A 21,886-nucleotide genomic window follows, 5' to 3' on the forward strand; every position below is an offset into this window, starting at 1 on the left:
TCGCGCCCGAAGCTCTTCCGGTTACTGCCGGCCCCTTTTCTCTGAACGCGAGGCCCCGATGAAACCGCTTGAAACCCTTCTGAAAAACGCGGCCCGTACCAACCTGCGGATTATCCTGTCGGAAGGCAGCGACCCGCGTGCTGTCAGCGCTGGTCATCAGGCAGCGGCGCAAGGGATCGCGCGTATTGGTCTTGTGGGAGACAGCGCATCAATCAAGGCCGAGTTCGAGGCACAGGGGATTGAAATCATTGACGGGATTGACATTCACGACCCGTCAACATCGCCCTTACGGAACGAATTGGCCGCGCTGTATTACCAGTTGCGCCAGCACAAGGGCGTAACCCACGATGATGCACAGGCTGCCGTCGACCTGCCCCATATTTTTGCGGCCTTGCTGGTGAAATCTGGTCACGCGGATGGCACTGTCGGCGGCGCAGTGGCAACCACAGCCGACATCGTGCGCGCCGCCATCCAAATCATCGGCACAAAACCTGATACCAAGCTGATCTCGTCCTTCTTTCTGATGCTCTTTTGCAAAGAACATCACGACCGGAAAGGTGCTATGATCTTTGCGGATAGCGGGCTGGTGGTGGATCCCAGCGCTGACGAGATGGCACAAATCGCGCTTAGTTCGGCCAATTCTTTTCAGCGGTTGATCGGCGAAACGCCTCGTGTTGCGATGCTGTCCTTTTCGACACGCGGCAGTGCGGAACATGATGCGGTATCAAAGGTCGTGACTGCCACCGAAACCGCCCGCAGCCGCGCGCCCGAGCTGTTGATCGACGGCGAGCTTCAATTCGATGCGGCGTTCGTACCAGACGTCGCCGCGCGCAAAGCGCAAGACAGCCCCCTTCAGGGCAATGCCAATGTCTTCATCTTTCCCAATCTGGAAAGCGGCAACATCGCATACAAAATTGCACAACGCATGGGCGGGGCCGAAGCCATCGGCCCAATCCTGCAAGGTCTGGCAAAACCTGCCAACGATCTGTCACGCGGATGTTCGGCCGAAGATATCCTGCACATGATCGCTGTGACAGCCGCACAGGCAAGCGACAGCGATTAAAGCCCGTCTGACCCCGCAATGGAAAGAACGGTGGCGGCCACAATCTCGTCGACGGTGGCGCCTCGGCTCAGGTCGCAAATTGGGCGCTTGAAGCCTTGAAGAATGGGGCCATAGGCTTTCGCCCCGGCGAGATGCACCAGAAGTTTATAAGCGATATTCCCGGCGTCTAGGTTCGGGAATATCAAGACGTTCGCCTTTTCGGTCAGTCCAGCCTGCTTTTTCTGCGCCGTAAGTAGATCCAGCGCGGCATCGGCCTGAACAGGGCCTGCAAACCCAGTCAAATTTGCTGCTTCACGCACTTTTTCAACCGACGCTCCCGCGCCGGAATGCCCGGTCGAGAATGATAGGAGTGCGACCTCGGCCCGCCCCCAGAACGCCCGTGCAGTTCCCGCGCTTGCAGTTGCGATATCCGCCAGCTCTTGTGCGTCCGGGTCAACATTCACGGCGCAATCCGAGAATATGAACTCCTGGCCATCCGACAGAACCATCAAGAAGTAACTCGAGGGCGTGGCGATACCCTTCTTTAGCCCGATGACCATTGACGCGGCTTCGATCACGCGGCGAGTGGGGGCGATGGCACCAGCGACCATCAAGTCCGCCTCGCCCGTTGCGACCATGGCGGCGGCCCGCATCAGGGGGCGTTGCAACAGGCGTGTGGCGATCGCGGGACGCATGGCGCGCGTCGATATCAGCGCATCGACATGATGCGCGGCACAATCAGCAAGTGGCACCGGGCTGGCCAGCCCTTCCGCATGCAGACGCGCTGCAGCTTCAGCGATACGCGGATCTTCCATTTCTGGCAACACGACGCGCGGTTTGCGCTTTGCGGCGATCTCGAAGGCGCGATCCAGCGTGGCCGTCATGGGGGCTGTCCTGTTATGCGATTTGGTTGCGGATCGTCCTATACCCGGTTGTCAGCACAAAGATCAACGCCGCTGCGACGATGATCGACGGACCGGCCGGTGTGTCCAGCCGCAGCGATGCCCAAAGCCCCGCCCCGCTGGCGGCCCAACTGACCAGAACCGACGCAACCACCATTTGCACGGGGGATGACGCAACCCTTCGCGCGGCAGTGGCAGGAATGATCAACATGGCCGACACCAAAAGCGCTCCGACAACTTTCAGGGACACCGCCACCACGACCGCAATCGACACAGTGATGACAAGGCTTTCGCGGTTTGGCTTCACGCCCGAAGCCGCCGCCAAATCAGGACTGAGCGTCGACAATAGAAGTTTCGACCAGCGCCACGCAATGACTGAAGCCACCAAAATCCCGCCGCCCCAGACCAGCAAAAGATCCGAGCGGGTAACCGTCAAAATGTCGCCAAACAGATAGGCCGCAAGATCGACCCGCACCCCAGGCGCGAAAGAAATCGCGACAAGGCCAGAAGCAAGCGCACCGAAGGACAACACGCCAAGTCCGCTATCGGGCGACTGGCCGCGCGCCATCATCCAGCTGATCGCACCAGCCATCGCCAAGGCCACCACCAGTGTGCCAAGGCTGATCGGGACCGAGAAGATCAGCGCGAATGCCACACCCAGAATGGCCGCATGTGCTGTGGCATCTCCGAAATAAGCCAACCGCCGCCAAACCACGAACGCGCCCAATGGGCCAGTGGCCAGAGACAGACCAAACGCGGCCAACGCTGCGCGCACCAGAAAATCATCCAGCATGTTCAATATCATCCTTGCGGGTCACGGCGTTGTGGACGTGATCATGGTCATGATCGCAGCCATGGTCGTGGTTGTGGTCGTGGGCATGCTGATACAACGCCAGCGCGCCCTGCGTACCATAGCCGAACAAAGCACGATATTCTGGCGCATTCTGAACGACATGTGGCTTGCCTTCGCAGCAGACATGACCGTTCAGACAAATCACCCGATCCGAGGCGCTCATCACCACATGCAGGTCGTGTGAAACCATCAAAACGGCAACACCCGAGGCTTGCCGTACATCTTCGATCAGACGGTAAAATCCCGCCTCTCCCATCTGGTCCAGCCCTTGGGTAGGTTCATCAAGGATCAAGATGTCAGGGCGCTCAAGCAACGCACGAGCCAATAGCACGCGTTGCAACTGCCCGCCTGAAAGATCGGCCACCTGACGTGTCTCGATCCCTGGCACACCGACACGATCCAGCATCTCGGCGATCTGTTGAGGGGTGTGGGATCTTGGCAAGTTTAGAAACGACCGGACAGGTAACGGCAATGTGGGATCTAGCGCCAGCTTTTGCGGCACATATCCAATGACCAGCCCCGGCTTTTTCTGGACTTTACCTTTGGCTGGCGTCAGCCCCAGAAGCGCGCGAAGCAACGTAGTTTTGCCCGACCCGTTGGGGCCAACGATCGTCACAATCTCGCCCGGCGCGACCGACATGTCGATCTTGTTCAGCACCTTCTGCGTGCCGTATTTTACGGTTAAACCCGTGGCCGAGATCAAACTCATGCCGCAGCCTCGGCCTGACAGCTAGGGCACAAGCCCATCGCTTCAACATTGGCCCGTTCAACCGCGAACCCAAGCGACGCGCCGGCCGCGTCGATCTGGGCCCGCAATTCTGAGGCCGGGATCTCGGCCACAGCTTTACAGGCTTTACAAATAAAGAATGCAGGCGCGTGGTCGCAGTCGAACGTCGTGCAGGCTGCGAAAGCATTCAAACGTCGGATACGATGCGCAAGCCCTTGATCCACAAGAAATTCCAAAGCGCGATAAGCGACAGGGGGCTGGCTGCCAAATCCATCTGCGGCCAGACGCTCCAGAACATCATAGGCGCCCATAGCGCGGTGTTCTTCCAACAGAATTTCCAGTGTGCGGCGACGAACCGGCGTCAGGCGCGCGCCTGCCTCGCGGCAGATTTCCTCGGCCCGGGTCAGCGCCGCACTGGCGCATGTAGAATGGTCATGACTGTGAAACGCACTGGAAAGATCCGGCATAGGTTGACACCATGTTTATGTAATATTATCACCTTCGCCAATGCTATAACATCACATTACCCGGAGCAAGACCCGATGACACTGACCCGCACCACCATGGCGCTGTGCCTCAGCCCGACACTGTTGATGGCAGAGGCCCCGAAAGTTGTGACCGATTTCGCACCGATCCATTCGCTGACAGCACAGGTGATGGACGGCGTTGGTGAACCTGAATTGCTGCTGCCTCAGGGTGCCGATCCGCACGGGTTCCAGATGCGCCCGTCGCAAATGCAGTCGCTGTCAGATGCAGATCTATTGGTCTGGGTTGGCCCGGCAATGTCACCATGGCTTGAACGCGCGATCGAAGCGGCTTCCTTGGACCATAGCATTGCTTTGCTATCTGCACCCGGCACCGTTTTGCGCGAAGGCCACGATCATGATCATGACCATGGTTCGCAAGACGCGCATGGACATGACGATCACGCGGATCATGACCACAAGGATCACGCCAAAGACGACCGCGCCGATCACGACCATGAGCATGGGCACGACGAAAAAGACGCACATGCGGACCACGATCATGAAGATAAGGATACGCATGCAGACGACAAAGATCATGACCACGAAAAGCATGAGGATCACGCAGATCATGATCATGACAAGCACGAAGACCATGACGAAGACGGCAAAGATCATGACGCACATGCAGAACATGTCGAGCGTGTAGACCCTCACGCATGGTTGTCGCCGAAGAACGCTCAAATCTGGTTGGAAGCGATCGCCGAAGAGCTGTCCGAATTGGATCCCGAAAACGCCGAGCGCTATCACGAAAACGCACATGAGGCGCAAGAAAAGATTGCCGCACTGGACAGCCGCATTCAAGCGCGTCTTGAACCCATCCACGAAAAGGGTTTCGTCCTGTTCCATGACGCGTTTGGGTATTTCTCGGACCACTATGACCTGAACAATCTGGGCTCGATCCGGGAAGGCGATTCCGCGCCTCCCTCGGCCGCGCAGCTGGCCGCGATCTCGGCACGGATTGAAGGGGGCGAGGTCTCGTGCATCTTCTCGGAACCTGCGCAAGGGGATGCGCAGGTGCTGGAACTAGCCAAAAGTGCAGGCGCAGGTACTGGGGTTCTGGATCCATCCGGATCATCCCAAGACGTAGGTCCGATGCTGTATGAGAACCTGATGTGGTCCACAGCAGACACGATCGCGACCTGCCTGGAAGGCAAATAAACAGAAACGGGCGCCACTGCGGCGCCCGTTTTCGTTCATGGGAAGGCATCAGTCGCCCCACCCCCCGCCGCCGGGTGTGCACATTTCGAACACGTCACCGGGGGCCAATGTGACTTCGCTATTTCCCGGCATCGGAATGCGTGTTCCATCGGCTCTCTCGGCCGTATTCACCCCCACCTGACCCGGCATCCCGCCGTCTTTGCCAAAGGGCGGAACCGTGCGATGCGAGCTTAGCGTTGTGACCGTCACCGGCGCGAGAAAGCGCAGCCGACGCACGACGCCATCACCGCCACGCCACTGACCTGCCCCGCCCGATCCTTGACGCAACAAGAATTCCTCGAGCCGGACCGGGAAGCGCTTTTCTAAGATCTCGGGATCGGTCATGCGAGTGTTCGTCATGTGGCTTTGCACGCCGTCACACCCGTCAAAGCCCGGCCCAGCGCCGGTGCCCCCCGCAATAGTCTCGTAGTTCTGGAAGTCTTCGTTGCCCCAGATGAAGTTGTTCATCGTGCCTTGCGACCCCGCAATCACACCCAGCGCTCCGTAAAGCGCATTACAGGCGGCTTGACTGACTTCTGTATTGCCCGAAATCACCGCCGCCGGATAGCGCGGGTTCAGCATCGAACCTTCGGGAACGATAATATTCAGCGGCGCCAGACAGCCCTCGTTCAACGGAATGTCGGCACCGACCAGCGTGCGGAAGACGTAAAGCACTACGGCACGGCTGATCGACAGGGGCGCGTTATAGTTGCCCGCCTGCTGATCCGAGGTCCCTGTGAAGTCGACCGTGGCCGAGCGTGTGGCTTTGTCGACGCTGACAGAGACGCGGATCTCGGACCCGCCATCCATTGGATAGACAAACGCCCCATCGCGCAGTCGGTCGATCACGCGGCGCACGCTTTCATCAGCATTGGCCTGCACGTGGCCCATGTAAGCCTGCGCGACGGCCAGCCCATAGTGATCGACCACCCCCAACAGCGCCTGACGCCCTGTCTCGTTCGCCGCCACCTGTGCCTTCAGATCCGCCATGTTCTGCTCGATGTTCCGGCACGGGTACTTACCCGATGCCAGAAGCGCGCGCATGTCACCTTCCAGAAGCAGCCCTTCGGCCACCAACCGGGTGTTTTCGATCAACACGCCTTCGTGCTCGATATGCGTACTGTCAGGCGGGCCGGAGCCCGGCGTGCGCCCTCCGATATCCGCATGGTGCCCGCGTGAGCCCAACCAGAAGGCAATGCTGTCACCCACGAACACCGGTGTCACGACGGTCACATCCGGCAGGTGGGTGCCGCCGTTGAAAGGACTGTTCAGGACAAATGCATCGCCCGGCTTCACCTGCCCTGCGTTGTCACGCATCACCGTCCGGATGCTATCGGACATCGACCCCAGATGCACCGGCACATGCGGTGCATTCGCGACCAGATCGCCCGATGCATCAAAAATCGCGCAGGAAAAATCGAGCCGTTCCTTGATGTTCACCGACCACGAGGTATTGGCCAGCGTTGCCCCCATCTGATCGGCCACAGACATGAAAAGGTTGTTGAAGACCTCGAGCAACACCGGATCAACATCGGTTCCTGCGGCATGGGCGCGGGCCAAAGCCTCGACCCGTTCAAGGATCAGGTTGCCATGTCCGTCTTGCCGCGCCTGCCAGCCCGGTTCGATCATATTCGTGCCGGTGGGCTCGCGAATGATCGCGGGGCCGAGGATACGGGCCTCGGCAGACAGGTTCGCCCGATCGTATAGCGGCACATCCTGCCAGCCCGCTTCGGTGCACAGTTGCACGGTATCGGCTGGTTGATCGTTACCGCCGGTCGCATGACCACGCGGCGCTTCGCCCGATGTTCCAATGGCCTCAACGGCCAGCACTTCGAACAGGATCGCGCGTTCGGGGGAATGGAAGCCAAAACGCGCCTCGTGTGCGGCTTCGAAATCCGCCCGCATCTGGACGGCATCGCCAAACGGCACTTCAAGCGCTTGATGCGAGCCATCGTATCGCAGATGCGCAATGTGTTCGACGTGGATGTCCGTGACGCCCTGCTTGGCGACTTCGGCTTCTGCATCGGACGCCAGTGCCTGCAACCGCGATGTGGCATCTTCCATCGCATCGAGCGACGCATCAAACTGTTCCTGACGCAGGGCGCGGATCTCGGCCAGCCCCATGCCGTAGGCAGACAACACGCCTGCAAACGGATGCAAAAACACGGTCTTCATACCCAGCGCATCGGCAACCAGACAGGCGTGCTGCCCCCCTGCCCCACCAAAGCACTGCAGCACATATCGGGTTACATCATGCCCACGCTCGACCGAGATTTTCTTGATCGCGTTGGCCATGTTGTCGACCGCAATACGCAGGAAGCCACGGGCCACATCCTCGGGCGTTTGAGCTGGCTGACCGGTCTCGGTCGCGATGTCTTGCGCCATTGCTTCGAATTTCTGCCGCACCACATCCGCATCCAGCGGCTGGTCTCCATTGGGGCCAAAGACGTGTGGGAAGTGGGCGGGCTGCAAACGCCCCAGCATCACGTTGCAATCGGTGACCGTCAGGGGCCCACCACGCCGATACGCAGCCGGACCGGGATTGGCGCCCGCACTTTCGGGACCGACTTGAAAGCGGCCATCACGGAATTGGCAGATCGAGCCGCCGCCCGCCGCGACAGTGTGAATATCCATCATCGGCGCGCGCATACGCACACCCGCGACCTCGGTCTCGAAGCTGCGCTCGTAGCTGCCCGCATAATGGCTGACATCGGTTGAGGTTCCGCCCATGTCGAACCCGATCAGGTGCTCAAACCCGGCGACCTCGCCCGTTTTGACCATGCCGACAATGCCGCCGGCCGGGCCGGACAGGATCGCGTCTTTGCCTTGAAACATCCCCGCATCGGTCAGACCGCCATTCGACTGCATAAAGAGCAGTCGATCACAGGCGGTGCCAATGTCCAGCGCCCCCGCAACCTGTTCCACATAGCGGCGCAGAATGGGCGACAGATAGGCATCGACCACGGTCGTATCGCCCCGACTGACCAGCTTGGACAAACGTGACACTGCGTGGCTTTCGGACACCTGTGTGTATCCAATGTCCCGTGCGATTTTAGCCACCTGCGCTTCATGAACGGGGTTCAGATAGCCATGGAGGAAGGCAATGGCGACGCCACGAATGCCCGCATCGAAATGGCGCTGCAACAACATGCGCACGGCCTCTTCGTCAATAGCACACAGGATATTTCCATCCGCGTCCAGCCGCTCGTCCACTTCCTCGACCGCTGCATAAAGCAAATCCGGGCGTTTGATGTGCAGATCAAATAGACGCGGACGGGTTTGATAGCCGATGCGCAGCAGATCACCGAACCCTTTGGTGATCAAAAGCAGCGTATCGTCGCCCTTCCGTTCAAGAAGCGCATTGGTTGCCACCGTCGTGCCCATTTTGACCGAAGCAATTGCCCCGTTCGGGATCGCCTGATCCGCGCCCAGCCCCAACAGCTCGCGAATGCCCTGCACCGCCGCGTCGCGGTAACGTTCAGGGTTTTCACTGAGAAGCTTATGGCTTTGCAACCCGCCTTCTGGATCACGCGCCACGATGTCGGTGAACGTGCCGCCACGATCCACCCAGAACTCCCACTTGCTGTCCGACATGCACGCCTCCCTGATCCGTCAGACAGAGGTCGGGCATGGGCCGGGAAATGTCAATTGCGCAGACGAAAAAGGGCGCCCCGAAGGGCGCCCCAATTTACTAGATGATCCAGCGATCAGAAGAACGCTTGCAGCCCGGTCTGCGCACGGCCCAGGATCAGGGCATGCACGTCATGGGTGCCCTCATATGTGTTGACCGTCTCCAGGTTCACCATGTGGCGGATGACGTTGAATTCCAGCGAGATGCCGTTGCCGCCGTGCATGTCACGGGCGTGACGCGCGATCTCAAGCGCCTTGCCACAGTTGTTGCGCTTGATGATCGAGACCATCTCGGGCGCGGCTTTAGCTTCGTCCATCAGACGACCAACGCGCAGCGCGGCCTGCAGGCCCAGCGAAATCTCGGTCTGCATGTTGGCCAACTTCAGTTGGAACAGCTGGGTTTGCGCCAGCGGTTTGCCGAACTGCTTACGATCCAGACCGTACTGACGCGCAGCATGCCAGCAGCTTTCAGCAGCGCCCATAGCGCCCCACGCAATGCCGTAACGCGCACGGTTCAAACAGCCGAACGGACCTTTCAATCCTTCCACATTGGGCAGCAGCGCATCTTCTGACACTTCCACGCTATCCATGACAATCTCGCCGGTGATCGACGCGCGCAGGCTCAGCTTGTTTTCGATTTTGGGCGCGGACAGACCCCTCATGCCCTTTTCCAACACGAAGCCACGGATCTTACCTCCATGGGCGTCCGACTTGGCCCAGACCACAAACACATCCGCGATCGGTGCGTTCGAAATCCACATTTTCGAGCCATTCAGCACATAGCCGCCATCGACCTTCTTGGCCGTGGTTTTCATGCTGCCGGGATCCGAGCCCGCATCCGGTTCGGTCAGACCAAAACAGCCAATCCATTCGCCCGAGGCCAGCTTCGGCAGGTATTTCTTGCGCTGCTCTTCGGTGCCGTAAGCATAGATCGGGTACATCACCAAGGACGACTGCACCGACATCATCGAGCGATAGCCGCTGTCGATACCCTCTACCTCGCGGGCGACCAGTCCATAGGTCACGTAACCAGCTCCGATGCCGCCGTATTCTTCTGGGATGGTGGTGCCCAGCAGACCCATTTCGCCCATCTCGGCGAAGATTTCCGGGTCGGTGGTCTCGGTCGCATAGGCCTCGGTCACGCGGGGGGCCAGTTTCTCGGCGCAATAGGCTTTCGCCGCGTCGCGGATCATGCGTTCGTCTTCATTCAACTGGTCTTCCAGCAGAAACGGGTCTTCCCAGTTGAAGCTGGACAGTTCGGGGCGGGATTGAGGGGCAAGATCGGCCATGTCTCAGACTCCTTTCGCGTTGATGGCGGCCTCGATTGAGGCTTCCAGAATATCAAGGGCTTCGTCCAGCTGATCGGCTGGAACAGTCAGGGGCGGCAACAGACGTACGGCGTTGCCACGGGTGCCGCAAGGCAGGATGATCAGACCGCGCGCCTCGGCCTCGGCCACGATGGCCATGGTCAGGGCAGCGTCCGGCGCGTTGGTGTCGCGGTCGGTGACCAGTTCAAAGGCCACCATTGCGCCCAGACCACGCACATCGCCGATGGCTTCCATGCCTTGACGGGAAGCGAGTTCGGTCAGGCGGGCGTTGATCTTTTCACCAATTTCAGTGGCGCGATCGCACAGTTTTTCTTCGTCGATCACATCCAAAACGGCGTGCGATGCCGCAACGGCCAGCGGATTCCCGGCATATGTCCCGCCGATGCCACCCGCAGGGGCTGCATCAACGATTTCGGCCCGGCCCGTCACGGCGGACAGGGGGAAACCCCCGGCCAGACCCTTTGCCATTGTCACCAGATCAGCGGCAACCCCCGCATGATCGAAGGCAAACATTTTGCCGGTCCGGGCAATCCCAGCCTGAACTTCGTCCGCGATCAGGATGATGCCGTGCTCATCACAAATGGCGCGAATGGCCTTCAGGAACTCGGGTGGCGCGATGTTGAAGCCACCTTCGCCCTGTACGGGCTCGATGATCATCGCGGCAACACGCTCGGGATCAATCGAGCTTTTCAGCATGTTGTCCAGAATGGCCAGCGACTGCTCGACCGAAACTCCGTGGAAGGCGTTCGGGAACGGGGCGTGCAGGACTTCGGGCGGCATCGCACCGAAGGCTTTCTTATAAGGGTTCACCTTGCCGCACAGCGCCATGCCCATCAGGGTGCGACCGTGGAAGGCGCCGGAAAAAGCGATCACACCCGACCGGCCCGTGAATGCGCGGGCCATTTTCACTGCGTTTTCAACCGCTTCCGCACCCGTGGTCACCAGCATGGTTTTCTTGTCGAAATCGCCCGGCGTGGCAGCATTCAAACGTTCGGCCAGCGATACATAGCCTTCATAAGGCGCAACGTGGAAACAGGTGTGGGTAAACGCCTCGGCCTGTTGGGCAACGGCGGCCATCACTTTGGGGTGGCGGTGACCCGTATTGTTCACCGCAATCCCTGCAGCGAAGTCGATGAATCGCTTGCCATCCACGTCCCACAGCTCGGCATTCTCAGCGCACGCGGCATAGATGCCACGGGTGGCAACACCATTTGCCACGGCATCCGCGCGGCGGGATTTGAGAGCGTCAGTATTCGACATGCGAACCCCCTGTCAGAATTTGATTCCATGCCATATTGCGCAAAATCCTGAGCAATGCTATCAAAATTTTGCGCAGTATATTGAAAAGCAGAGACTCGCCGCAGGGCCAAGTGAACGTAGGCAAAGGGGATCAGGTATGCATGATGAGTTTGACGTTGGCACCCGCCTGAAAGAGCTGAGGCAGCAATTCGGCTTATCTCAAAGGCAGCTGGCCGAAGCAGCGGGTGTGCCCCACGGCCAGATCTCAATGATCGAGCGCAACCACTCGTCACCGTCTGTTGCAAGCCTGCGCAAAATTTTGGGCGGATTTCAGATGTCCATGTCCGAGTTTTTTGAGCCTGAAGCCCCGACCACCCAGCAAGTTTTCTTCACGCCGAGCGAGCTGCGCGACCTGACCTCGGCGCTGTATCAGGACAACGAAGCCGCACAACGGATGATCACCATTAAGCAGGTGGGCGACGCGAAAGCGCACGGGCTTCAGGTGCTGCAAGAGTTCTATGAACCCGGCGCAGACACTGGCGAAACCATGATTGAACACGAGGCCAACGAAGGCGGCATCGTGATCGAGGGCGAGTTGGAAATAACCGTGGGCGAGGAAACCCGCGTGTTGAAAACCGGCGATTCCTATCTGTTCAACTCGCGCGAGCCACACCGGTTCCGCAACATCTCAGACCGGCCGGCCCGGGTCATCTCGGCCTGCACGCCGCCATATCTATAGGAGCTTCCATGCACCCGCTTGAAGGACTGAAAGTCGTAGAACTCGCGCGCATTCTGGCTGGGCCATGGATCGGTCAATCGCTGGCCGACTTGGGCGCAGACGTGGTGAAGGTCGAGGCAGAAACCGGTGATGACACCCGCGGCTGGGGACCGCCCTTTATCGAGCGTGATGGGGATAAAACCGCCGCCTATTACTACTGTGCTAACCGGGGCAAGGACGTGATCACTGCCGATTTCCGCACACCCGAAGGGCAAGAGAAGGTACGTAACCTGATCAAAGACGCCGACATTCTGGTCGAGAACTTCAAGGTCGGAGGGTTGGCGAAATACGGGCTGAATTATGATAGCCTGTCCAAACTAAACCCGCGCCTGATCTATTGCTCGGTCACCGGGTTTGGACAGGATGGGCCGTGGGCCAAGCGGGCGGGATATGACTTTCTTCTGCAAGGGCTATCGGGGCTGATGTCCGTGACTGGTGACCCGGCAGGACAGCCCCAGAAAGTGGGCGTGGCAATCACTGACATCGTCACGGGACTTTACGGCACCATCGGCATTCTTGCAGCTGTCGAACAGCGCCACCGCACAGGTCGCGGTCAACATATCGACATGAGCCTTCTGGACTGTGCCACTGCCTTGATGGCCAATCAGGCGATGAACTATCTGGTCACCGGAACCAGCCCCGACCGGTTGGGCAACGAGCACCCAAATATCGCCCCTTATCAGGTGTGCCCGGTGAAAGACGGGCATATCATTCTGGCAGTTGGCAATGACGGGCAGTTCCAGCGGTTCTGCAAAGTCATCAACCGTACAGACTTGGCGACAGATGCGCGTTACAGCACGAATTCCGACCGCGTTGCCCATCGCGACACGTTGACCCCCGCGATCGAAGATAGCCTGGCGAATTGGACCATGACGGACATCTTGGCGGCCTTGGAAGATGCGACTGTTCCAGCAGGTCCAATCAATACGATGGAGCAAACCTTCCAAAACCCACAGATCCAACATCGCGAAATGCACATCACGCCAGAAGGCGTACCGGGCGTACGCGGACCGTGGGTGTTTTCAGACGCAGAACTGAAGCTTGAAAAAACCGCCCCAATGCTTCCCAAATCGGACTAAGCCGCACACGGAACGCCTGACGGCAGCGCGTATGGAACGTCTCGGAAAATGAAAAGGGCAGACGCGCCGCGCCTGCCCTCACTGCTCAACCTTGCCTTTGGTTCTTATTCGAACACAGCGGCTTCGTTGTCCAAGCTGTCCGAACCCTCAACTTCGATTTCACCAGCGCCGACAGCGGCAACTGCACGTTCGATGTTGCGGGTCTGCGCGACAAGGTGATCAATTGCGTTCTGAACCAGTGCACCGCCTGCATGGCCTGCACCCAGCATCTGGTCATAGGACGTGCCGCTTTCTGCAGCGGTGCGGATGTCACCCAGCGCGATCATCGTCGCGTTCATTTCGCCAAGCAGATTGTCGGCCAGCGCACCATCAGCAGCTTTCACCAGATCATAGAGCGACGCACCTTCAACAACCGAACCGTCGATGCGGACATAACGACCAGTATAGACATTGCGGATGCCCAACCCGTCGAAATAGTGCGAATTGTGAGTGTTGTCCGAGAAGCAGTCATGCTCTTCTTCTGGATCGTTCAACAGAAGGCCCAGCTTCATACGCTCGCCAGCCTGTTCGCCATAGGACAGCGACCCGATGCCAGTGAAAGCCATCTTCACACCTTTGGCGGCGTCGGTGGTCACGTCGGTACGGCCTTGCCCACCTTCCGACCAGTTGGCAACCGCGTCTTCCAGATCCGAAATCAACAGGTCAGTCGCAGCGACAAGATACTGAACGCGGCGGTCACAGTTGCCGCCTGTACAATTCGCAGCATCAAAATCCGAGGCCGGACGCGTACCTGCGCCGTGATCGGTGCCCGACAGGTCTTGGCCCCACAGCAGGAATTCGATGGCGTGATAGCCGGTTGCGACGTTTGCTTCGATGCCTTCAACTTCGTGCAGGCCTTCCAGCAGCGCGGGCGTGATGGTCGCTGCGTCGATTGTGGCTCCACCAACATTCAGCTGGGCGTTGGCAATCACGTTTGCGGTCGAAAACGGGTTTTCGTCATTCGCGCCAAAGTCTGCTGCAACATAGTCGATCAGGCCTTCGTCCAGCGGCCAGGCATTTACTTTGCCTTCCCAGTCATCGACGGTCGGGTTGCCGAAACGGAAAGCCTCGGTCTGTTGATAGGGAACGCGGGCTTCCAGCCATGCTTCCTTGGCGGCTTCCAGCGTGGCGTCAGACGGCGCTGAGGCCAGAGCCTCGACAGACGCTTTCAGGGTCTTTGCAGTGGCTAGGCTGTCTTCGTAGCCAGCCAATGCAATGTTGGCATAGTTCGATACAACCTCTTCAGGAGTTGCTGCAAAGATAGCCGAAGCGGATAGACTGGCAATACACGTTGCCAGCAGAGATGTGCGGATCATGGGGAAACCTCGTGAAATAATGTCTCAGCCGAGGTAGCAAAGTCTTTTTGTCGGGTAAAGCTTATTCTTATCTTTTTTATCAGATTTACAATTCCGTTACGAAACAGAACACGCCCTTAGGTCAGGCCGCATCCATAGCGCAGCCTCTTCTATGCTGGAACCCGCTAGCGTCGCTCCGCACTCCGGTCTCCAACAGGGAATCAAGATTCTGAAACCAGTTCTGATGATCGCTAAGAAGCTGCTGAAGGGCAGACATGACGAACTTGATCCCATGCTCCACCTATAGATTTCAAGTAGCGCGGGGGGCCTGCCAGGTACGATTATCCTTCCAGCACTGTGCGCACCGTCAAGAGTGCCCAAATACTCGACCTCGACAGGCCTCGTTGGGAACAGATCAAATATTGTTCCGAGCAGTTGGGCTGGAGCAATCACACCCCACCATACTGTCGTCTTCGCCAGCTACTCAATACATAGCACCCGCCCGATAATCACAAAGCACCCAAGAACGGCCAAAGACATCATCAGCTTTGTTATCGTCATGGCCGACGCAACCAATGCAGCCAATTCGTGACCTGCCCCCGAGACTTCCCTCGCTTCAATGTGGAGTTTGCTCAACCTTTTGAAGGAGCAAATGAATGCGAAAGGGCCGATTCACGGAAGCCCAAACCATCGGGGTGATCAAAGAGCAGGAAGCCGGAATCACATGGTCATGCGCAATATTGATCAGATTGCGATTTTCTTATTGATGTCTTTGTACTTGATGTATCCAAGCCGAACTGACGGCGTCTGACGCCCCTTCGATTGGGCAAATTTGCGCCGAGGACTGCTGTTTTTGGATGATATCAAGACTGCAGGTGGTCCGAATCAAGAAACCCAAATTCGTGCAGTTTCCGCTCGAATTCAGGTTCAGAAACCATCGAAATGATGATGCCCAAGATAATATCTTCGATTTGCTTTTTCCTACGGCTTGGAAACGCCTTTCTAAGGTCATCGATTTTCGTTCCAAAGCGTAACACATCCCGTTGCACGGGAGCAGGATTATGTACGCGAAATGCGCCGTGGTGGGATTGCCGCCACCTATGCCACATTAATCCACCAATGCCTGCTTGAGCACCATTTCGATCTGGCTCACCGCCTCGCGCCAGAAATATTCCCAGAGACACCAGAGCAACGCTGGTAGGCGATCGTAAACGAGCGTGCAGTATTGATCAGCTCTGGGCGGGTTCTTAATTCTTCACCCTAGTCGACGGTTTCAGCCATTGCGAACCGGCGGAAAGCATATTGCATCATGACTACCGTCAGAAGCACGATCAAGGTCAAGGTTATCCAGCTAGCCAACACTGGTAGAGCCAAAGAGGTTCCAAACGCTGTTAATGTAAAATACCCTACGGCAGCCGATGCCGCAGCAGCAGCCAAAACGACAATCGTCTTCGCAATGAACTCGACAAGTGAGCGTCCAAGAAATTCGAAGTCTGCCCGCCCCATCGGAACCAGTTTTTTCGGAAACAAAAGATGTATCGTGTTCTCGACTGTATAGATGAGCACAATCAAAGGGAGTGCAAAAGCCGCAAGGACTAGTGCGCCAGATGTGACGGAACCTTTTTCAAAGACGATGATGCTGACGATCAGGGGCAAAGCGATGACATAGGTAACAAGCACCTGAACTACGAGTTGGCCTGCGCAGATGCGCCACGGGGCGATGGGCAGGGTCTTGTAGATTTCCATCCTGCTCAGGTCGCCGCGAAAATCGCAAACCAGTGTGCGCGGCAGGATGAACCCGAAAAAGGTGTAAATAACTGTCAAAACCCGCGGGTCTGAAAGGGGTATACCGACCGCCGCAACAAGCGGCCCGGCACAGGTGGCGATGCCAACGAACACGACGACGACTTTCAAAGAATTTCGGGCAACGTTCAAGGCCTGTCGCCAAGCAATGGGGCCTAGCCCCCCCCAAGTTGGCGAACGGCGGATCGAGCGCACCTCGGCTCGTTGGGTGGCCCAGTAAGATCCTCCTTGCTTAACGCGCTCCCATCGGTTGCTCGCTCGGGCGTTTTCGCTTAGGGCGCGGTCTGTCGTGCGGGCGTCAAGCACAATAATCGCGCGCAGCAGTGCAGTGTTGATGAGGAGCGCAATGCAGGCCCAAAAGGCCTGTTGCGGCAGCGATGACGACACGAAGAGTTCCGCAAACACAATGTACGGTATCAGGATTATGGTGCCGATCCACGAATGTCGAAACGCGGATAAGAGGTCAAAGAGGCTACGGTCGGGCACTGTCCATGCATAAACGATGCTGGCTGCTGCAGCTGCGAAAAACAGCACAATTACGGGATATCGTATCCGCGCAAGCCTGCTGCCTTCCAGCGTCTGAGCGGCCATGACGATGACGGCGCTGTTTAACTGAACGAATATGATCGTCAGAAGCGACGCGAAGAAGGCAGAAAGGGCTGAGCCTGTTTGCCCCTGCGCAAGAACGGCGATCAGCGCACTGCTTAGGGTGGCCCCGGCAACGTAGGCACTAAATTTGTAGATGATTAGGTCGCGCCGATGGAACGGCCCAGTGTAAAGAAAATTGATCTCGGCTGGCGAAAAATGAAATGTGGGCCCGGTCGTCAGCGCTACTGTCAGCAGCGACATCGCAAGCATGCTGATCGGCATGAAAGTGCTGATCTGCGCGCTTAAAGTTTGCCGATTCAAGGCTGCATCAGACATGGCCCCCATGTCCGACGAGGCGCCGCTGGTTGCGACGAGCAGCCAAATGATCCCGAAAAATGCAAGAAAGAAAAGCAAGCCACGCAAGCTTGTCAACTGCATCAGGCGCAGGCGGAAACCGCCGCGCATTCGCATCATAAGAAGACGAAAAAGCGCTTGATCCATAGCTTATGCCTGATCCATCTCTTTGTTCTGGGTGATTGTGAAATACGCCTCTTCAAGGGCTGAGCTATCGTCGTTCTGGCCGAACTCGCTCAGTACGCTGCCCATCGTGCCGAATAGACGGCATTCACCCAGGTTCAACACCATGATATGCGTACATAAATCCTCGAACAGGCTCAAAAGGTGCGAGCTAATGATGATAGCTGCACCGGCTTGCGCACGTTCGCGGATCGCCTGCTTGATACCCCGGATGCCTTGAGGATCGAGCCCCGTCAGCGGCTCATCAAACAGGATGACCTTTGGATCGTGCAAGAAGGCGCAGGCGATCGCCACTTTTTGGCGCATACCGCGAGACAAATTATGGACGAGCGTATCGCGCTTGTGTGTAAGTTCGAATGACATAAGAAGCGCTTCGGCAGATTCCTCAAAATCTGCGACTTTGTAGGCCGCCGCCGTGAACGCCAGATGCTCCCAGACTGTCATGGTATCAAATAGCCGCGGATCGTCGGGAATATAGCCAATGTTCTGTTTGGCTGCTATGGGTGCCTCGGCAATATCATGGCCGGCAATCAAAAGGCGTCCCGAGGTCGGAGGGATAATCCCGCACAAAGTACGCAAAGTCGTTGTCTTGCCCGCCCCGTTCGGCCCGAGCAACCCAAGGATCTGGCCGGGTTCAACCGAAAAGCTCAGGTCCTTCACGGCCGTGAAGCCTTTGTACTGCTTGCTGAAATTTGTGACTGTGATCATATGTTCTTTGCTCAAGATTTTCCGGTTCACCTGCGGCCGAGCGGTCAGATGTATACTCCAACATCACTCAAGCCAGCGGCATTTTGCACCAATTCATGGCAACTCTATGTCCAAATCATAAACTGTTCCTCTATTTGAGCGGGAATGCGGAGAACCTCGGGCAAATCACCACTGCCAAAACGATCCGCTATGCACTTAGCCGGATACCAAAAGCACGCGCATATCTCAGCAACGGTCAATTGGGCCTCGACAACAACACAGCCGAAAGGGCCGTCAAGCCCGTCGCCATAGTCTAAAGAACTGAATGCTCGCAGGTTCCGAGGGTGGCGGAAAAGCCATGGCCATCGCCTATACGTTGATCTAAACTGCCAGGCTGAACGACATTGATCCACAAGCTTGGCTCACATGGAATCCCGCACCGTTCACAGACCCCAAGATCACACGCCTCGACGAGCCCCTCCCCTGGCATTACGCTGCCAAGGCAGCGGAACAGGGCGTGTCCTGTCGCAACAGCCCGGGCTCATCATTATGGAGCATGAGCGCCAGTATATTCTGACGCAGACCGTCAAAGTCGCGGCGTCAGAGGTGATTGATGCTTTTCGTTTGGAACTCAGCATTGACCCCAATGAAGCCATCACCCGGAGGCTTCGGGCCTGTATCGAAGATCACAGCACGATCAGTAATCCGTGCGAAGTTTGGGCCAATGACCTGCGCATCCGAGGCATAAAGCCAAGCACTTGTCCACGTCTTGGTTCAGCATCTCAAGAAAGATAGCGGGCTGGCGGAGTGTTTTAGCCGCAATTCGTAAACACCCGGCGGGCGCATTGAGTGGGTTTCGAGGATATCCCGGCTTTCGCAGTCTTCAAAGTACGGACCGGTATTGGCCTGGTTGATCTCCCATGCCTTCGCCAGCTCGCAATCAATCTGATCTCCATCACTGAACTGGATTTCATAATCCACAACATGATCACCCCAGTTGTTACGGCTCTTGCTTGCCTTGCCGGCGTAGTCTTCACGGCTTTTGTCGTAGAGCACGTTGGCGGTGATGTCATAGGATTCGGCATGTAGGATGGCATCGTCTTTCTCCTCTCATTTATGACTGGTTGCGTCTGCAACCGTCTGGCCTCCGACGAGGAGCGGGTGTGCAAGGATCAAAGGTGGCCCAAAGAATGACGGCGGCAGCCCAAGCAGGATACTTTGCATCCATTTGGTTGCTGTCGGTGCTCTGAGATCGGACAAACCTTGATGCGGCAGCATCAGTGCTCAGCGCCTGGGGAGGAGCACAGCCCCGTGGGTGTGTCCCCAATTGTCGCAGACCATATAAGTGAATGCTCACGGCCCCCTGGTTGGTCCCCCATGTGAAAATGACCAGGAATCTGGAAGCCAACCGGGATCACAACAGCGCCAACTGATCAATGTCACGCTTGTAAAGGCTTGCTAGTGGCCAATGCGCTCTTGTTCAGGTATCGCCTTAGACATTGGTTTCGCAGGTGCTCCGAATGCAGGCTCAACCCGAACTGAAAAAAGATCTCGTGTTAATCGGGGGGGGGCATGCTCATGCGCTCGTTCTGCGGGAATGGGGATTAAGGTCCTTGGCGGGTGCGCGGTTAACGCTGATTAACCCAGCCCCCGCAGCCCCGTATTCCGGCATGTTGCCGGGGCATGTCGCTGGGCATTACACACGTGAAGAACTGGACATTGATCTGGTAAAACTGGCGCGGTTTGCGGGTGCCCGTCTGATCATTGGCCACGCGACAGCGATCGATCCAAAGGCCCAGGTGATTTCTGTCGATGGGGGGCGTCGGATTGGGTATGATGTTGCTTCGGTCGATATTGGAATCCATGCGCAGATGCCGGACATCTCTGGCTTTGTAGAACATGCAAGTGGTGTGAAGCCATTGGATGTCTACGCAGCACGTTGGCAAGCTTTCTTGGCCGGCGTAGCGGCGGGCGAGACCTTGGCGCATGTTGCGGTCATCGGGGCCGGTGTTGCCGGTGTCGAACTGGCTTTGGCTATGGCTTATGCATTGCAGAGCAACGTGGATAAGCAGGTGCATTTGATAGAGGCAGGGGGTGACATTACCGCCCGTGCTAGGTCTGCGCGAGGTCCGTTGCGCGCAGCTATGCGCGATTTAGGGGTGCAGCTACATGCCAACGCCACTGCGGTACGGATCACGGCGGGTGACGTCGAGCTGGCAGATGGCACGAGATTGAACTCTCGCTTCACAGTCGGGTCAGCGGGTGCATTTGCTCATGGCTGGTTGCAACAGACGGCTTTGCCTCTCACGCCTAGCGGCTTCATTCTTGTGGATCCAGCGCTTCAAGTCGAAGGATGCCCAGGATTGTTTGCTGTCGGAGACTGTGCCGAGATGGTACATAATCCTCGCCCGAAAGCAGGGGTGTTTGCAGTGCGTGCGGCCCCCGTGCTGGCACATAATTTACACGCTTCTCTGACAGGTGGTGCGTTGCGTCCGTTTAAACCGCAGCAAGACTATCTGAAGCTTATCTCGATGGGGGGCAAGCGTGCCTTGGCAGAAAAGTGGGGGCTGGCCATGACGTTACCGGGGCTGTGGCGATGGAAGGATTACATTGATCGGGCGTTTATGAAGAAGTTTCAGAATCTTCCATCGAAAGAGCCTGAGCGATCTCCCAAGGCGCGCTAGAGAAGTCCCGCAATTCTCGCAGGCCAATGTACCGACGTGTCTGGGCGGCAACGCAGCGATTGTGCAGGATGGTGGCGTGCTTCAGGTTCTGACCACGGGTCGCCAGTCGCGGTGTCGGCGAACACTAAAACGAACGTAGTTTTCTCTCCCATCGGCCAAGATCGTAGTATCTGGACAGATCCCATTGGCGATCCAAGCGCTCATAATCTGGTCCACTATGAAGTCCAAACATGGTGCTTATACTAACCTGATCCCCACCACTCGAAAAACAATACACCCGCTCGACCGGAAGAGAACCGTTGAACTCCGCCAGATAGCGGCGATACCCGGCAGGAAGCGTTTTCCCGATCAGAGTCTCAAATTCCGAAATCGCACTTTCTGTGTCTGACGTCAGCGCCTATGGGTCCAAATAGGGTTATTTGCTAAGAGAGTGTTTGTTGCTCATCGTAGCCACCGAGGAGTAGACGATGAGAAAGACAACGAAGAGCCCTGGCGAGAAGATCGTCAAAGATATCAAACGCGCCACGCGCAAGCATTATTCATCCGAAGAGAAGATCAGGATCGTGCTTGATGGCCTGCGTGGTGAGGACAGCATTGCAGGGCTGTGCCGTCGTGAAGGCATATCCCAAGGCATCTATTACAAATGGTCGAAGGACTTCATGGAGGCTGGGAAGAAGCGGCTGGCAGGTGACACAGCGCGTGCAGCAAACACCGATGAAGTCAAAGCACTGCGCCGCGAGGCAAAGGATCTCAAGGAGGTGGGGAACAGACGCTTGAGCTGCGTCTTCTCAAAAAAGCACACTCGGGGATGGGGACGACCACGAATGAGGTATGCCGCATCAGAGAAGCTGGAGATTATTCGGCTCGTGGAAGAAAGCCATCTGTCAGCGCGTCGGACACTGGCCAAGTTGGGTATTCCACGCACCCCTGAGCCTCCCCAACTGAACTGGT

General features: G+C 57.4%; 18 protein-coding genes. 7 read left to right on the forward strand and 11 right to left on the reverse strand.

Features of this window, described 5'->3' with window-relative positions:
• The first annotated feature begins 58 nt into the window (after positions 1–58).
• A complete protein-coding gene (pta, locus tag FIL88_RS08850) occupies positions 59–1,063 on the forward strand; it encodes a phosphate acetyltransferase (RefSeq protein WP_142853374.1) in 1,005 nt (334 codons plus the stop codon).
• Here the strand turns inward: pta and FIL88_RS08855 are convergent.
• From FIL88_RS08855 to FIL88_RS08870, 4 genes are read right to left on the reverse strand one after another with little or no spacing between them, the layout of a single operon-like run.
• Positions 1,060–1,926 carry a phosphate acyltransferase gene (locus FIL88_RS08855; RefSeq protein ID WP_142853375.1) on the reverse strand — a complete coding sequence of 289 codons (867 nt, stop codon included), beginning with the start codon at positions 1,924–1,926 and terminating at the stop codon, positions 1,060–1,062. The genes pta and FIL88_RS08855 overlap by 4 nt on opposite strands.
• 13 nt (positions 1,927–1,939) lie before the next feature.
• Positions 1,940–2,737 carry a metal ABC transporter permease gene (locus FIL88_RS08860; protein WP_142853376.1) on the reverse strand — a complete coding sequence of 266 codons (798 nt, stop codon included), beginning with the start codon at positions 2,735–2,737 and terminating at the stop codon, positions 1,940–1,942.
• Entirely contained in the window at positions 2,727–3,506 is a 780-nt protein-coding gene (locus FIL88_RS08865; protein WP_142853377.1) for a metal ABC transporter ATP-binding protein, read from the reverse strand. Before FIL88_RS08865 ends, FIL88_RS08860 begins: the two co-directional genes overlap by 11 nt.
• Positions 3,503–3,991, reverse strand: a complete 489-nt coding sequence (locus FIL88_RS08870; protein WP_142853378.1) for a Fur family transcriptional regulator — start codon at positions 3,989–3,991, stop codon at positions 3,503–3,505. Before FIL88_RS08870 ends, FIL88_RS08865 begins: the two co-directional genes overlap by 4 nt.
• Positions 3,992–4,066: 75 nt before the next feature.
• Here FIL88_RS08870 and FIL88_RS08875 point away from each other — a divergent pair, with 75 nt between their 5' ends.
• A complete protein-coding gene (locus tag FIL88_RS08875; RefSeq protein WP_185960888.1) occupies positions 4,067–5,209 on the forward strand; it encodes a zinc ABC transporter substrate-binding protein in 1,143 nt (380 codons plus the stop codon).
• Between the two features lie 48 nt (positions 5,210–5,257).
• On the opposite strand, the gene FIL88_RS08880 is transcribed toward FIL88_RS08875, so the two are convergent.
• From FIL88_RS08880 to gabT, 3 genes are all read right to left on the reverse strand, one after another.
• The gene (locus tag FIL88_RS08880) at positions 5,258–8,842 is read right to left on the reverse strand and encodes a hydantoinase B/oxoprolinase family protein (protein WP_142853380.1); all 3,585 of its coding nucleotides are present in this window, start codon (positions 8,840–8,842) and stop codon (positions 5,258–5,260) included.
• Between the two features lie 113 nt (positions 8,843–8,955).
• Positions 8,956–10,167: an acyl-CoA dehydrogenase gene (locus FIL88_RS08885; RefSeq protein ID WP_142853381.1), complete on the reverse strand. Its 1,212-nt coding sequence runs from the start codon at positions 10,165–10,167 to the stop codon at positions 8,956–8,958.
• A 3-nt stretch (positions 10,168–10,170) separates the two neighbouring features.
• Positions 10,171–11,466 carry a 4-aminobutyrate--2-oxoglutarate transaminase gene (gene gabT, locus FIL88_RS08890; RefSeq protein ID WP_142853382.1) on the reverse strand — a complete coding sequence of 432 codons (1,296 nt, stop codon included), beginning with the start codon at positions 11,464–11,466 and terminating at the stop codon, positions 10,171–10,173.
• A 136-nt stretch (positions 11,467–11,602) separates the two neighbouring features.
• Here gabT and FIL88_RS08895 point away from each other — a divergent pair, with 136 nt between their 5' ends.
• Both FIL88_RS08895 and FIL88_RS08900 read left to right on the forward strand, forming a co-directional pair.
• Positions 11,603–12,184, forward strand: a complete 582-nt coding sequence (locus FIL88_RS08895) for a cupin domain-containing protein (RefSeq protein ID WP_142853383.1) — start codon at positions 11,603–11,605, stop codon at positions 12,182–12,184.
• A gap of 8 nt (positions 12,185–12,192) precedes the next feature.
• Positions 12,193–13,302, forward strand: coding sequence for a CaiB/BaiF CoA transferase family protein (locus tag FIL88_RS08900; RefSeq protein WP_142853384.1), 1,110 nt, complete (start codon positions 12,193–12,195; stop codon positions 13,300–13,302).
• Between the two features lie 104 nt (positions 13,303–13,406).
• Here FIL88_RS08900 and FIL88_RS08905 read toward each other — a convergent pair whose 3' ends face one another.
• The 3 genes from FIL88_RS08905 to FIL88_RS08915 form a co-directional block, all read right to left on the reverse strand.
• Positions 13,407–14,657 (reverse strand): imelysin family protein, encoded by a 1,251-nt coding sequence (locus tag FIL88_RS08905; protein WP_142853385.1) that lies wholly within the window; start codon positions 14,655–14,657, stop codon positions 13,407–13,409.
• A 1,239-nt stretch (positions 14,658–15,896) separates the two neighbouring features.
• Entirely contained in the window at positions 15,897–17,528 is a 1,632-nt protein-coding gene (locus tag FIL88_RS08910; protein ID WP_142853386.1) for a putative ABC exporter domain-containing protein, read from the reverse strand.
• A gap of 3 nt (positions 17,529–17,531) precedes the next feature.
• Positions 17,532–18,272, reverse strand: a complete 741-nt coding sequence (locus FIL88_RS08915) for an ABC transporter ATP-binding protein (protein ID WP_142853387.1) — start codon at positions 18,270–18,272, stop codon at positions 17,532–17,534.
• A 95-nt stretch (positions 18,273–18,367) separates the two neighbouring features.
• On the opposite strand from FIL88_RS08915, the gene FIL88_RS17115 reads away from it, so the two are divergent.
• Positions 18,368–18,568 (forward strand): IS66 family transposase, encoded by a 201-nt coding sequence (locus FIL88_RS17115; RefSeq protein WP_221931131.1) that lies wholly within the window; start codon positions 18,368–18,370, stop codon positions 18,566–18,568.
• 457 nt (positions 18,569–19,025) lie between these two features.
• Here FIL88_RS17115 and FIL88_RS08925 read toward each other — a convergent pair whose 3' ends face one another.
• Positions 19,026–19,307 carry a hypothetical protein gene (locus FIL88_RS08925; protein ID WP_142853388.1) on the reverse strand — a complete coding sequence of 94 codons (282 nt, stop codon included), beginning with the start codon at positions 19,305–19,307 and terminating at the stop codon, positions 19,026–19,028.
• A gap of 464 nt (positions 19,308–19,771) precedes the next feature.
• On the opposite strand from FIL88_RS08925, the gene FIL88_RS08930 reads away from it, so the two are divergent.
• Complete coding sequence (locus FIL88_RS08930; RefSeq protein ID WP_142853389.1) at positions 19,772–20,935, forward strand: FAD-dependent oxidoreductase; 1,164 nt, start codon at positions 19,772–19,774, stop codon at positions 20,933–20,935.
• A 467-nt stretch (positions 20,936–21,402) separates the two neighbouring features.
• Positions 21,403–21,886: transposase (locus tag FIL88_RS08935; protein WP_142853390.1), on the forward strand; the 484-nt coding region annotated here is incomplete at its 3' end.

Origin of the sequence: Aliiroseovarius halocynthiae (assembly GCF_007004645.1) — a bacterium.
Classification (GTDB): domain Bacteria; phylum Pseudomonadota; class Alphaproteobacteria; order Rhodobacterales; family Rhodobacteraceae; genus Aliiroseovarius; species Aliiroseovarius halocynthiae.